14 protein-coding genes are annotated in these 12,999 nt (G+C 36.8%); 3 read left to right on the top strand and 11 right to left on the bottom strand.

The window, feature by feature from the left end:
- Positions 1-33: 33 nt before the first annotated feature.
- Positions 34-1,215 (bottom strand): LL-diaminopimelate aminotransferase, encoded by a 1,182-nt coding sequence (locus R4Z10_RS02875; RefSeq protein ID WP_338471732.1) that lies wholly within the window; start codon positions 1,213-1,215, stop codon positions 34-36.
- Positions 1,216-1,402: 187 nt separating this feature from the next.
- On the opposite strand from R4Z10_RS02875, the gene R4Z10_RS02870 reads away from it, so the two are divergent.
- Complete coding sequence (locus tag R4Z10_RS02870; protein WP_338471731.1) at positions 1,403-2,098, top strand: pirin family protein; 696 nt, start codon at positions 1,403-1,405, stop codon at positions 2,096-2,098.
- A 49-nt stretch (positions 2,099-2,147) separates the two neighbouring features.
- On the opposite strand, the gene R4Z10_RS02865 is transcribed toward R4Z10_RS02870, so the two are convergent.
- Positions 2,148-3,032 carry a selenium metabolism-associated LysR family transcriptional regulator gene (locus tag R4Z10_RS02865; RefSeq protein ID WP_338471730.1) on the bottom strand — a complete coding sequence of 295 codons (885 nt, stop codon included), beginning with the start codon at positions 3,030-3,032 and terminating at the stop codon, positions 2,148-2,150.
- A 342-nt stretch (positions 3,033-3,374) separates the two neighbouring features.
- Here R4Z10_RS02865 and R4Z10_RS02860 point away from each other — a divergent pair, with 342 nt between their 5' ends.
- Positions 3,375-4,061 (top strand): SIMPL domain-containing protein, encoded by a 687-nt coding sequence (locus R4Z10_RS02860; protein ID WP_338471729.1) that lies wholly within the window; start codon positions 3,375-3,377, stop codon positions 4,059-4,061.
- Positions 4,062-4,066: 5 nt separating this feature from the next.
- Here the strand turns inward: R4Z10_RS02860 and R4Z10_RS02855 are convergent, their stop codons facing one another.
- Both R4Z10_RS02855 and R4Z10_RS02850 read right to left on the bottom strand, forming a co-directional pair.
- Entirely contained in the window at positions 4,067-4,294 is a 228-nt protein-coding gene (locus R4Z10_RS02855) for a hypothetical protein (RefSeq protein ID WP_338471728.1), read from the bottom strand.
- A gap of 174 nt (positions 4,295-4,468) precedes the next feature.
- Complete coding sequence (locus R4Z10_RS02850; protein ID WP_338471727.1) at positions 4,469-5,362, bottom strand: sulfurtransferase; 894 nt, start codon at positions 5,360-5,362, stop codon at positions 4,469-4,471.
- A 356-nt stretch (positions 5,363-5,718) separates the two neighbouring features.
- Here R4Z10_RS02850 and R4Z10_RS02845 point away from each other — a divergent pair, with 356 nt between their 5' ends.
- Positions 5,719-6,603, top strand: coding sequence for a nucleoside hydrolase (locus R4Z10_RS02845; RefSeq protein ID WP_338471726.1), 885 nt, complete (start codon positions 5,719-5,721; stop codon positions 6,601-6,603).
- 31 nt (positions 6,604-6,634) lie between these two features.
- On the opposite strand, the gene R4Z10_RS02840 is transcribed toward R4Z10_RS02845, so the two are convergent.
- From R4Z10_RS02840 to R4Z10_RS02810, 7 genes are read right to left on the bottom strand one after another with little or no spacing between them, the layout of a single operon-like run.
- Positions 6,635-7,645, bottom strand: a complete 1,011-nt coding sequence (locus tag R4Z10_RS02840; RefSeq protein ID WP_338471725.1) for a phosphotransferase — start codon at positions 7,643-7,645, stop codon at positions 6,635-6,637.
- Complete coding sequence (locus R4Z10_RS02835) at positions 7,614-8,300, bottom strand: TIGR04282 family arsenosugar biosynthesis glycosyltransferase (RefSeq protein ID WP_338471724.1); 687 nt, start codon at positions 8,298-8,300, stop codon at positions 7,614-7,616. The genes R4Z10_RS02840 and R4Z10_RS02835 overlap by 32 nt, the downstream gene beginning before the upstream one ends.
- Positions 8,300-8,974, bottom strand: a complete 675-nt coding sequence (locus R4Z10_RS02830) for a TIGR04283 family arsenosugar biosynthesis glycosyltransferase (RefSeq protein ID WP_338471723.1) — start codon at positions 8,972-8,974, stop codon at positions 8,300-8,302. The genes R4Z10_RS02835 and R4Z10_RS02830 overlap by 1 nt, the downstream gene beginning before the upstream one ends.
- Before the next feature lie 17 nt (positions 8,975-8,991).
- Entirely contained in the window at positions 8,992-10,014 is a 1,023-nt protein-coding gene (locus R4Z10_RS02825) for an ABC transporter ATP-binding protein (protein WP_338471722.1), read from the bottom strand.
- On the bottom strand, positions 10,007-10,822 hold the full coding sequence (locus R4Z10_RS02820; RefSeq protein WP_338471721.1) for an ABC transporter permease subunit: 816 nt from the start codon (positions 10,820-10,822) through the stop codon (positions 10,007-10,009). The genes R4Z10_RS02825 and R4Z10_RS02820 overlap by 8 nt, the downstream gene beginning before the upstream one ends.
- A gap of 5 nt (positions 10,823-10,827) precedes the next feature.
- Positions 10,828-11,700: an ABC transporter permease subunit gene (locus R4Z10_RS02815; RefSeq protein WP_338471720.1), complete on the bottom strand. Its 873-nt coding sequence runs from the start codon at positions 11,698-11,700 to the stop codon at positions 10,828-10,830.
- Entirely contained in the window at positions 11,693-12,958 is a 1,266-nt protein-coding gene (locus tag R4Z10_RS02810; protein ID WP_338471719.1) for an ABC transporter substrate-binding protein, read from the bottom strand. Before R4Z10_RS02810 ends, R4Z10_RS02815 begins: the two co-directional genes overlap by 8 nt.
- Positions 12,959-12,999 lie beyond the last annotated feature (41 nt).

The following is a 12,999-nucleotide window of genomic DNA, read 5'->3' as shown; positions in this document are numbered from 1 at the left end:
ACCACTTTTAAAAAATAGTCAGCATTTCTAACATTATTTTGAAGGTTGATTGGTATTTAGAAACAATCGTATCCGCTCCGCAGCTTGAGTTAGTTTTTCAGATGGTTGAACGATGGCCATTCGAACGTATCCTTCACCTTGAGCGCCAAACGCATCACCCGGTACGACTGCAACCCCTGCTTTTTCAATTAAGGCAAAGGCAAATTCTCGCGAGGACCAACCTGCAGGGATTTTCGCCCAAACAAACATTGTTGCTGGAGACTTTTCTACTTTCCAACCGGCTTTCTCCAAGCCTGCCAGTAAAGCATCCCGACGTTTTTCATATTCTTTCACTTGTTCATCTAATACTTGAAAATCCGAGGTGAGTGCAGCAACTGCCGCCATTTGAATTGGATAAAAAATACCATAATCAATATTTGATTTAAAAGTAGCCAAAACCTTTAGTGCTTCTTTGTTCCCAACTGCATAGCCAATTCGACATCCTGCCATATTAAATGTTTTTGACAATGAATTGAATTCAATGCCGACGTCTTTTGCCCCCTCAACTGACATGAAACTCAAGCTTGGTCTACCATCCCAAATCAATTCGGAGTAAGCAAAATCATGAACCACAAGAATTTGATGTTTTTTCGCAAATTCAACAACTTCCTCAAAAAATCCTTTACTTGCGAGCGCTGTCACCGGATTCCCAGGATAACTAATAATCATCATTTTTGTTTTTTCCAAAATATGTACTGGAATTTCATCTAACTTTGGTAGAAAGTCATTATCCTCAAGCAATGGCATAGGATATATGCTACCCCCAGCAATTGTTACACCATGTTCATAAATCGGATAACCTGGATCTGGAACAAGAACATAGTCACCTGGATCAATTATGGCTGTTGCCAAGTGGGCAAGTCCATCTTGTGATCCCATTAACTGCAGAACTTCATCGTCTGAATTGATATCGACATCATACCGTTTTTTATAAAAATATTGTACAGCTTGATGAAATTCATCAAGCCCTTTTAACGTATAACCATATCTCGTTGTATCTTGACTATATTTTACTAGAGTATCAACTACATAGTCTGGCGGTGCCATATCAGGGCTTCCAACACTTAAATCAATAACATCAACACCCTTATTAATTGCCTGCCGCTTTTTATTAGCCAATTCAGTAAAAATACTCGTGGCCATACTTTGTACTTTCTCCGAAGCGATTAACTGCATATCTTTACCCTCATTTCATGTTGTTAGTCGAACATATAGTTATACCAAAATTTTACCATAATAAATGGAATTAAAAGTTCCTAATTGAAATTTAATTGACAGCACAACAAAAATGCTAGTATAATTTATCTTGAATTAAGATTAATTTAATTGAAATAAAGATCTCACTATATGAGGAGCGAATAATATGTTAAGAAAAATTGATCACCGCCAAATGGGCAAAAGTAACCAAGGTTGGCTTCAAAGTATATTTCATTTTTCATTTGCCGAGTATTATAATCCTGAAAATATTAACTTTGGCGTATTAAGAGTCATTAATGACGATCAAATTGCACCAGGAACAGGATTTGGAACCCATCCCCACCGAGATATGGAAATTATCTCCTACGTTGTAGACGGAGCTTTAACACACGCGGATAGTATGGGCAATCAAAGAACGATAGAGCGGGGACATGTTCAATATATGAGTGCTGGTACAGGTGTGCTGCATAGTGAATATAACCGTAAAAATGACCCTTTAAGAATGCTGCAAATTTGGATTTTCCCTGATAAGCAAGGCTATACACCAAATTATGGCGATTTCCTGTTTGATTGGGAAGAAAGAAAAAATAAGTGGCTTCATATGGTATCAAGTAAAGAGGGAAATGCGCCTGTAAAAGTTAATCAGGATGTCAACTTTTATTCACTTGAACTTGAAAAAGGAAATGAGATTGACTTTCAAGTTAGCTCTGGACGCCAAGCTTACTTAGTACAAATTGAAGGGAATTCAACGATCAATGGCCTTTCACTAGAAGCTAGAGATGCACTAGAAATGGTTGAAGAGGGAGTCGAAATTAAAGCAGATGAAACCTCTCATTTTTTAGTCATCGAAATGAGCGTTTAATGCATCTACCAAAAAAGAACCGGAACAAGTTCATCGTACCGGTTCTCCCTTATACTAAATTGGGTGCCTGTTCAATCAGTTTCTTAGAAATTAATGATTGAGTGCGATTTATATGATAAGTTAAATAAAAATTTCTTTCCGTTTTAAAATCTTCGAAAAAGTACATATTGATTTGATTCATTTTCGCATGTTCCTTAGCGGCAATTTCAGATATGACTGAGACGCCAATTCCTTCAATTACAAATTGAATGACACTTTGACTATTATCTGCATAGGCAATCACATTTAACTTTTCCTTGGCAATCTTGTTGTCTTTCAGAAATCGTTCCACCATCGCATTCGTTCCAGAATCTGAATGCCTCATGATGAATGGATAGTTAACTACATCTGTCAGATAAACAGGGCATGTTAACTCCATATCTTTTGGTGTGATCAATACTAGCTTCTCCTTTAAAAGAGGAATAAAGCGAAGCTTATCATTTTCATATTTTTCTCCTAAAATTCCAAAATCAACAGAACCATTTAGCACCCTTTCAGCCACACCTTTTGATGAAGATTGATCCACATAGAAAGTGACCCCTTGATGGTCTTTTCTAAAGATTTTAACCATTTTAGGGATGATGAATTGCCCTGGAACCGAACTGGCCGCAATCCGGATATTTCCTTTCATATGGCTCATTCCCTCATTCAAATCAAGCAAGGCCTCATCCTTCAGCTGTAGTAATTTTAACGCCCATTTATATAAACGCTCTCCGTACGGTGTTAGGATACTTTCCCTGCCAACACGATCAAATAGCGTAACATTTAAGGATTTTTCAAGTGAGTGAATATGGGAACTTACCGTCGATTGACTTAAATAAATATCTTCCGCTGCTTTCGAAAAGCTTCTATGCTCTACGACCTTTGTAAAAACAAAAAGTTGATGTAAATCCATTATTTATAATACACCTCAAAAATTGGTTAGTAGTTGATTCGTATAAATAATCAAGAAAACAGATAATTATTTATCGTAATACTAGATATTGTATAGAATATTGGCCCTAACTTCAATTTATCAGGCTTAACGGGCAGTAGGATCTCCACCTCAAGATTCTAAAGTATAATAATAGAAGATGGGTGGGGGATCAACTGCCCGTAAAGCTCCGATTGGTTCAACTAACCATTAGTGGGGGATGATAGACCCCCCACTCACGGAAGTTTCACTTTATTAGGAATAGGGATTTAAATTTTACCATATAAGTCTGTTGATTGTATGAATCTAAAAGAGGTGATGGTAATGTACTTACAGCAAGGCCAGCCATTTTATCCGTCAAATCAATTTGCACATCCTAAAATGGGTAATACAATAATAGTTGAAGGTGAGGGAACCATTAAAGTTAAACCTGACCAAGCAAAAGTTACGCTTGGAGTGGTAACCGAGAATATGGACGTTCAAAAGGCACAGCAGGAAAATGCATTGATTTCCAACTCTGTTATTCGAGCATTAAGAGATTTAGGGATAGAAGAATCCTCGATCCAAACAGCCTCGTATACAATTTTTCCTCGTTACGATTATGTAGAGGGGCAGTCCATTTTAAGAGGTTATGAAGTAGAACATCTTTTAGAGGTACTCGTGAAAGACCTTGACATCATTGGAAGAGTATATGAAACAGCCATCCGAAATGGCGTTAATCGTAGTGGTGACATTGACTTTATCGTATCAAATCAGGACTTTATTTACCAGGAAGCATTGAAAAGAGCGCTTAGAATGGCTTTCGAGAAAGCAACGGTTATCTCCCAATCGATTGGCGCAAGAATGAACCCGGTTCCCAATAAAGTAACTGAACAAAATCCACAACAAAATAAGGTGGGCCGTGTCCTCTCTGCACAAGCTCAGACTTTTCAAGCAGAAGAAATCCCACCGATTCAAACAGGTCAAATTTCCATCCGTGCTACCGTTCAAGTTGTTTATGTTTATCAGTAGTAGGGTTATTTTATCTTATAAGGATCCTGAATTAGCTCGTCTGCTTTCATTTTTTCAAGTTCCAGTTTCATTTTTTCTGTTTCGATTAAATAATTTTGATACTTTAATTCTTCTAGTTTAAGTTCATCTTGAATCATATCATGTCTAATTTTAGCAACCTTTTGAAAGTGATTAGTTACAATGGCGATAATGGGAATTGAAAAAACCATTACTACAGCAATTATACCCGTCATATAAGCCCCCCTCCTCTTTTAAATGATATTTCGACAGATCGATGATTGATTCCTTTAGAATTTTTATTTTCCCAATAAAAGACGGGCACCATCCAGAAAAACTAGATGATGCCCTTACCTTAGTAATAAAAAAGAAAGTTATGAGAATGGTTGAATCTCTACGAAACTATCCTTTTAATTTTTAAAATTCACTTCGAGTGGTAATGATAAATTACTGGCCCATTCCTCCATGGAGCCATCATAAACAGCCACATTATTTTGTCCTAGTTTATTTAATAGTAGAGCTACCCAAGTTGCAGCAACTGCAAACCCACAATATATAATTACCTTTTTATCCGGGTCCAATACACCTGCTTTTTCAAAGATTTCCTGAATATCTCCATCAGGTGAGGTCTCTTTAGTTTTAGAGTTTGACTGGATGCCAAAAAAGATATTTACACTTCCAGGAATATGGCCACTTCTTTCTAGACTATTCGGATCCCCGTTATAGCTTTCTCGGGGTAAGCTATCAACAATTATAATATCTTCATCATCTAGCGATTGTAGCACATCCTCTTTTGTGACAAATAATTCAGGCCTTCTTACACCTGCAAAATTCCCTTGTGGGTAAGAGTTCAATTGTGAAGTAGTTGGACGCCTTTCTTCTAGCCACTTAATAAAGCCACCGTCAAGTACAGCAACTCGGTCAAAGCCTTCATAGCGTAGTTGCCATGCGAAGCGAGACGCCCAGTACGATACAGCTACAATAGCGTCATCTGTTATTCCTTGATCATAAACGACTACATAAGTCTCCTCACCAACACCGAGGTCACGGATATTTTTGATAAATTTCTCTCGAGAAGGGTGGGTGAAGGAAAGTTCTGATTCTGTCTCAGAAAAGTCTTCATATAAATCAGCAAAAACGGCCCCCTTAATATGGTTCTTCTCATAGGCCTCTCGTCCCGATGAAACATCCATATATGCTTCATGTAAAGGGGGTCCTAAAAACGTTGTTGCATCTATAATTCTAAGATTAGGGTCATCTAATCGATCAACTAACCATTCTGTTGAAACAAATATAGGAATCACTTTTTTCCTCCTATCAATTTTCTTAGCTTTTTAAAAAATGCTATAATTAATTCCCTTTAAACGAGCGTTCTCCTATATCTAGAACTACTCTGCCGATGTGCCTCTACCAATGATTTTGAAATCAATCTCTACCTCATGTTTCATACTAGAACACGCACCTAGCCCCTTATCTCTATCCCAAATACTACGAATATATCTTACAAAAAATATACTAAAACCATATCCTATAACAATACAATAGATACACCTTTACTATTGTTTCAAATTGAATTTATAAAGACTTCATATTAATCACAGAACTAAATCCGGATTTAAGTTATACTATTCTTTAACTACAGTTAAATGGAGGAATTCGTTTGATAAAAGTACTATATGATTGTGATAACACAATGGGGATTCCAAACAAAGATGTAGATGACGGATTAACCCTTATGTATTTAATTGGTAACAATCTCATTGATTTGTTAGGTGTAACAACAACATTTGGCAACAGCCATATAGAAGATGTATTTCAAGCAACAACCAAACTATTTAACGATTTAAATATAACTAATATTCCTCTAAAAAAAGGGGCCGGGAAGGGTTCTGACAGAAAAAGTGAGGCGGCGGCTTTTCTTGTTGATATGGTCAATCAATATCCGAATGAAATAACCATACTGGCTACCGGTTCTCTTACGAATTTATATGGAGCTTATTGTCTAGATCCACATTTTTACGATAAAGTAAAAGAAATCGTATTAATGGGAGGTTTGACAAAGCCTCTTATTATCAATGGAAAGAATCTAGATGAATTAAACTTTTCTGTTGATCATGAAGCAAGCTACAATGTCCTTCATTCCGGTGCAACAATAACAACGATGACTGGCCATATTTGTCTACAGGCAGAATTTGGAAAAACGGAATACGAGCGACTAATGGAAAATAAGGATATTGCTTGCTATTCATATATTAAAAAACATTCCTATGCATGGTACGAGCATTTTAAGGAGCTTTTTGCTACAGAAGGTTTTTTCAATTGGGATATTGTCTCAGGCGTATACATTACGAATCCAGAACTGTTTGATAACAACTATACGTCCATTATCTCAAGTGACGAGGATTTGAAAAAGGGATTTTTAAAAACCGAAGATGATCATGACAAAGGTTCGATCGTCAATATTCCAACTGAAATTTTAGATATCGGCCTTTTTAACGAAATCATCTTCGAAACATGGAAAAATGTTAAGATCAAACGAATGTAAAAATAACAGCCCTTTTTCCGACATCCGTCAACTAAGACGAATGCCAAAAAGGGCCGCATAATTTCCTCATAAAATCTAGATCCAAAAATGTTTTAATTTTTTCAAAGGTATCGATGTTTTTTATTTCTTTATTTGGATTATGGTATTCCACATAAGCGTGGACACACCACGCGAGAGCCCTTAAATATAGGTAAGGAGTATATAGCTGAACTCTCTCACGAATGTTCTTATCTTGACCATTTAAACCTTCAATATAGGTTGAAAAGAAAAGTTCCTTTTCCTCTTTACTGAGAAGATAATTTGTTTTCCACAGGGTAGTGGTCGGAGCCATAAATTGTGTTAAGTCCTGGGCTGGGTCCGAAATGACTGGCTTTTCCCAATCAATCAAAAAAGATGTATCCTCCCCTATAATAAAATTATGAGAATTCACCTCTGTATTATTGATGACGTGCCAAGGATCATCAATAAAATATTGCTCCTTGCTTCGATTGACTTTGGTCCAATCTAAAAATTGGTCAAAAAAGCTTTTGATCTCTTTGCTGACATGTGGACTTTCCCAAATACTGGCAAGAAGTCTTTCTCCTTCTTTGATCCGATCACTAAAAATATAGTCCTCCACTTTAAAATGAGTGGAATTCTTCTTCACATTTAACGAATGTATATTCGAAAAGATTGCTGCAGCTTTCGTCAAATCCTTTTCGTAGTGGAGCGGCTTCCCTTCAAGAAATTCCATAATCAAAATGCCATATTGAAAAAAGGCTAACGAATCATCAAGAAAAAACACCTTAGGAGTAACACCAGACGGTTCCAAATATTTTATAGAATCATATTCATATCTAACTTGGTTTTCATTTTCCATTTGGCTTCCAGTGTTTACTCTAAACACATATTTATTTAGATTAGAATCCAAAACAAAGTTAATGTTATATTCGCCTTGAGCGAGAAAACTAACTCTCGTATGATTATTTAAGTTTAAATGGCTCAAACTCTGATTATTATTAATGTATTCTTTAATTTGTTCTAGTAAATGATCTTTTAGCATCCTTCCTTCTCCAATCCAGAATCCATTTCATCGTATTAGAGGCTTTTGAATGGTTATTTTTCCTCTCAAATTCGAATAAGTCCTCTTTTGTATCAATATCCCGATATTTCTGGCTCAGCCCAATGGATAAATCCTGCTCATTCCCAATCTCAATGGTTGATTCCAATACGGATTTTCCGCCCCACTTTTTAGGGATATGAAAGATCTTTTCATTAGATGCCTTCATGCCAACCAAGTAATACCCTCCATCATATGTTGGTCCTAGTACTAAATCGCACTCTTCCAATACTTTGAAGGAAGTCTGGATATCCTCTGCTGACAAATCTGGGATGTCTGAACCAATTAATATAACCTTTTTATACCCTTTTTGAAAAACTTGATTGATCGCATTAAACATCTTTTCACCCAAATCCTCCCCCTGTTGAGGAAAGTGCTTCATTGAATCCGGAATCATATTTTCAATAATGAAAAATGAATCTTCAGGCGTGTAGGTCATAAATAGATCAATATCTTTTAAATCCTCAAAAGTAGCGAAAAGATCTTTCAAAAAAGCCATATGTAATTGTGCACACTCACTGCCAGTGAGCAGATCCATTAACCTTGTTTTTGTTTTTCCCGGTATTGGAATTCTCGTCATTAGTATTAAAGCATTCATTATCTCACTTCTCTATAGATCTTATTTAATTTTTCCGATGGTGTTCCTAATAAGTAAAGGACTTTGATTTTATGCATCTTGAGCAGGGTTTTTAGCTGCCCGTCCCTTTGAAATCGTCTAGCCGAGGTTCCAATTTTTTTATTAATCATTCTCATCATTCCAAGCCGATGGATTCTTCGGGAAAAGTCCCAATCCTCCATTAGCTCCATATCCTGAAAGCCCCTCAACTTTTCAAAGGTGTCTCTACTCATGAAAATCCCTTGGTCCCCAAAAATTAATTTTAAATATTTTGCCCTTAGATTAGAGGTGGTTGCTACAAATCTCATAAATCTTGTATCAAAATCATAGAAATAAAGCTTGAAACAACCCCCGATATATTTTTGGGCTATCGTATTTTCTATCTCAGAAATACTGTTCTGATGTAGCTTTGAATCAGAATGAACAAACCAAAGAATGTCTCCCTTTGCAGCCTTTGCGCCACTATTCATCTGCTTAGCTCTTCCTTTTGGACTACTAATTACCTTTGCATAGCGACTCGCTATTTCAACCGTATGATCGAGGCTACCCCCATCGACAACGATTAATTCTTTTTGTCCAGGAAGCTCGATGATGTTTTCTAAACACTTTCCGATTGTTTTCTCTTCATTGAGTACTGGGATAATAATCGTTATCATAGCTTCTCTTCCTTCAATTATTCTTCAAAAATAACTAGATCATTTATATTCACTTCAAGTGACACTTGATCGCCAATGTTATAAAGGTTAGCAGATTGGGAGATAACCTTAAGCTCCATTTCCGAAACAACAACTGTATAATAAACTCTTTCACCGGCATATTTTCTCGATACAATCTTTCCTTCTAGATCCTTTGTTCCAACAGGAAAGATCTCGATATCTTCGGGCTTTATCATTAACCTAGCATGATCAGTATCACTACTTGCCGTCTGTATCATTATCATATCAGATTCGAATCTTCCATTCTGAATCCTACCTTGAATAAAATTCTTTTCCCCAAGGAAATGGGCAACTTCTATAGAGTTAGGCTGTTGATACAGTTCTTCAGGAGTCCCAAACTGCTTAATTTGGCCACCTTGCATAAAGGCAATTTTATCCGAAGACATTAGAGCTTCTTCCTTATCATGCGTAACTAGGATGGTAGTCATTTGCAAATTCCTTTGTATCTCGAAGGTTAGTTCTCTAATCTCTTGTCTAAGATTTGGATCGAGATTCGAAAATGGCTCATCGAGCAATAGTACTTTCGGGCGAACCGCCAATGCACGGGCTAATGCAATTCTTTGTTGTTGCCCTCCTGAAAGTTGATGAGGGTATTTGCGATTCGTTCCTTTTAGTTTTACTAGGTCGAGCATCTCCTCCACCCGTTCACTAATTCTCTGCTTTGGATGCTTTGCCATCTTGAGACCAAACCCAATGTTTTGCTCTACATTTAAATGCGGGAAAAGAAGATGATCCTGGAAAACAATGACCGTCCCTCTTTTTTCTGGAGGCAACTTCGTAATGTTTTGATCACCTAAGAAAATAGTCCCCTCATCAGGCTGAAGTAGTCCAGCAATCAACTTCAAAGTCGTTGTTTTTCCGCATCCCGATGGACCAAGCAAAGAAACGACCTTTCCCTCATCCACTTCAAAGTCAATATTGTCCAATACCTTACCTTTACCAAAAGATTTCTTTAAACTTTTTAACGTTATTTTAGACATAATGAAATTCCCCAAGTTTCCCTCTATAGTATCGTCTCATGAGTTTTTCAATAATCATTAAGAATATGAAAGTAGTCAGGATGAACACGACGCTGTATACAGATCCAACCATCCTGTCTCCGCTTTGGACAAACGGAAACATAAGCATGGAAAAAGTAATAATTTTCCCACCGCCGATCAAAAATGTTAAGAAATACTGGCTGTAGGAGACAATGAAAGCCATGCTTCCAGCGGAGATAATTCCTGGTAGTATCATAGGCAGAGTTACATAAATCAGTGTCTGAATCTTCCCGGCTCCTAGCACTCTAGCCTGCATCTCCATTCTATCTCCTACTAGTTCAAAAACTGATTTAAGAATCCTTACTGTATAGGGGATACAGGGGATAAGGTGAATCAATACCACTCCTGTAAACGTATTAGCCAATCCCATTTTAATAAACTGGACATGGATTCCCATAGCTACTGCAACGGTAGGGACAATAATGGGAGCGAAGGTTAAAATTTCAATGAACTTTTTCCCTCTAAATTGATACAAGGCGAGTGCCTTAGCAGCAGGTATGGTTATAGCCAAGGCCACCAGCGTGACAATAAATGATAATCCTAGACTAAATAATAAAATTTCGATGCTTTTTGATGATGGATCAAAAAAATACTCCCAGCCGCGTAAACCAAAACTGGAAGGAAATATTTGAGGCCATGGCCAATTCCTAGAAAAACTCCATATCACGATAACCACTAGTGGTAATAATATAAAGCTAAGAAAAATGCCTAATATCCATTTATAACGTAATTTTGTTTTATTCTCCATTTTCATCACCTTGTGTATTTAAATACCTTTTCAAAAGCTTTATAGTAGAGCCATGTTAGGATAACCGCAATCAGAGTAATCAGCATATTATACACCATGGCATAAGGCCTGTTTTGTAGAACAGGGTTGCTATATTCAATAAACGCTTGCACTGGTAAGGCCTTAGGCTGCGTCGGTCCTAGCAAGAGCGGCAACTCATATGCTCCGAAAGAAAAGGCAAATATAATAATAAATGAGGACAATACAGAAGGCATGATAAGCGGCAGTAATACATAAAAAAATACTTGCTTTTTGTTGGCTCCAAGGTTATAAGCTACATCGGATAACTTCTTAGAGACATTGCTAAGAACCGTGTAAGTGGTTAGTGCTACAAAAGGTATTTCCTTCCAAATATAAGCTACAATGATGCCAACACCGTTTGGTTCATATAGCAAAGAGGGAAACTGGTCTTGATCCTTGATCAAGCCAGTTTCAAACAAAATTCTAGGTAGAATCCCTGTTTGGGAAACAATATTATAGACTAGCAGCGCTGCAACAATATGCGGCACTGCAATGGGTATTCTATAAACTAATTCTACTGTTTCCTTATTTCCTTTAATTTGAAGGATGGTATATGAGAGTAACACCCCTAAAACCACTGCTATAATAGATGAAACGGCTGATGTATACAGGCTGAATTTCAAAGATGATAGGAAGTTTGAATCCATTAAAACCTCTTTGTAGTATTTCAGTGTAAACTCAGTTAACCCTACCTCTTTGAAATATCCAAAACTCTGAAGAAGCCCCATTAGAATGCCAGTAACGAAAATCCCAATTAGAATCAAAAGCATTGGAGACAGCAATAGATATGGTTTTACCGATTCTCTAAAATTATTCACCTGGTATTTCTTCCATCCAAATTTTTTCAATAATTGGTACTAAATCAGCCGGCATTTCAGGAATTCGATGCTCAGCAAGTACATCCGCTGGTAATGTTGCCTCACCCAAGTTAACAGAGGCCAATCTTTCTTTCTCCTCTTCATTAAGCTTCTCTTGGTCTAAGACTGGTAAATCTCCCCATGTTGCTGGGTCATATTTAGTCGCTTGAGACTCTACATTTAAAATATAGTTAATCAAAGCAAGCGCCCCTTCTTTATTTGGAGCATTATGTGGGATGGCTAAGAAATGCGTATTTCCAATTGTCCCTTTATCAAATACAAATGTTCTTGTTGATTCAGGAAACTCGCCTGTTTCAATTTGACCAGAGGCTGAATTTGGATTATAGGACATCGTCATCCAAACCTCACCATCGGCATACATGTTATTAAGTAGAGGTGTTTCAGCTGGATAAGTTACTCCTTTTTTCCACAAATAAGGCTTTAATTCTTTGAAATACTCAATTGCAGGGGCAATCGCCTCTCTCACGACCTCTTCATCTGCTTCCATATCCATGAACTGTTCATATCCTACAATATCACTAATAATATTTCTCACAAAAGCAGACCCTGTAAAATCAGGAGGAGCAGGATAAGTAAATTTACCTGGATTCGCTTTTGCAAATTCCAATAATTCCTTATGATCGACCGGTGTTTTGTCAATATGATTGCTATCGTAAATCATCACAAATTGTGCTTTCCCATAAGGCGCTTCATATCCATTAACAGGATAACCAAAATCATATTTTACATCAGGTGATTCCTTATCAACATATTTATTGAAATTTGGCAGTTTATCCGTAAAAGGCCCAAACAGCAAATCATTTTCCATAGCCGTAAAGAAGTTTTCTCCATTAATCCATACAACATCAACAGTGCCTTCTTCAACATTCAGTTGCTTTTCATTCAACATAATGTTTAGGATTTCATCGATATTCATACCAACACGTTCAACTTTGATATCATAGTCTTTCTTAACATTTTCGGTGAGGTATTTGTCAATCCATTCATTCGTTTTTTGTCCACCGCCATATCCATAGAATCTTACGGTGCTTCCTTTAGCATCTTCGAGGATTTGTTCAAATTCCTTATCCAGTACATTTGCTTGTTTATTTTGTTCTGGCGTATTTTCATTTTCCTTTGTATTTTCGTTTGAAGTACATCCAGCTGCAATCAGCATAAAGCACAGCAATAATACAAACCATATTTTTTTCTTAATCAAAACTTTTCAACATCCTCTCTTTTATAACGACATAAACATAT

This window comes from Niallia sp. XMNu-256 (assembly GCF_036670015.1).
In the GTDB taxonomy this organism is placed as follows: domain Bacteria; phylum Bacillota; class Bacilli; order Bacillales; family Cytobacillaceae; genus Bacillus_BD.
Note: the sequence above shows the minus strand (reverse complement) of the source record. Positions and strands in the feature narration are given on the sequence as shown.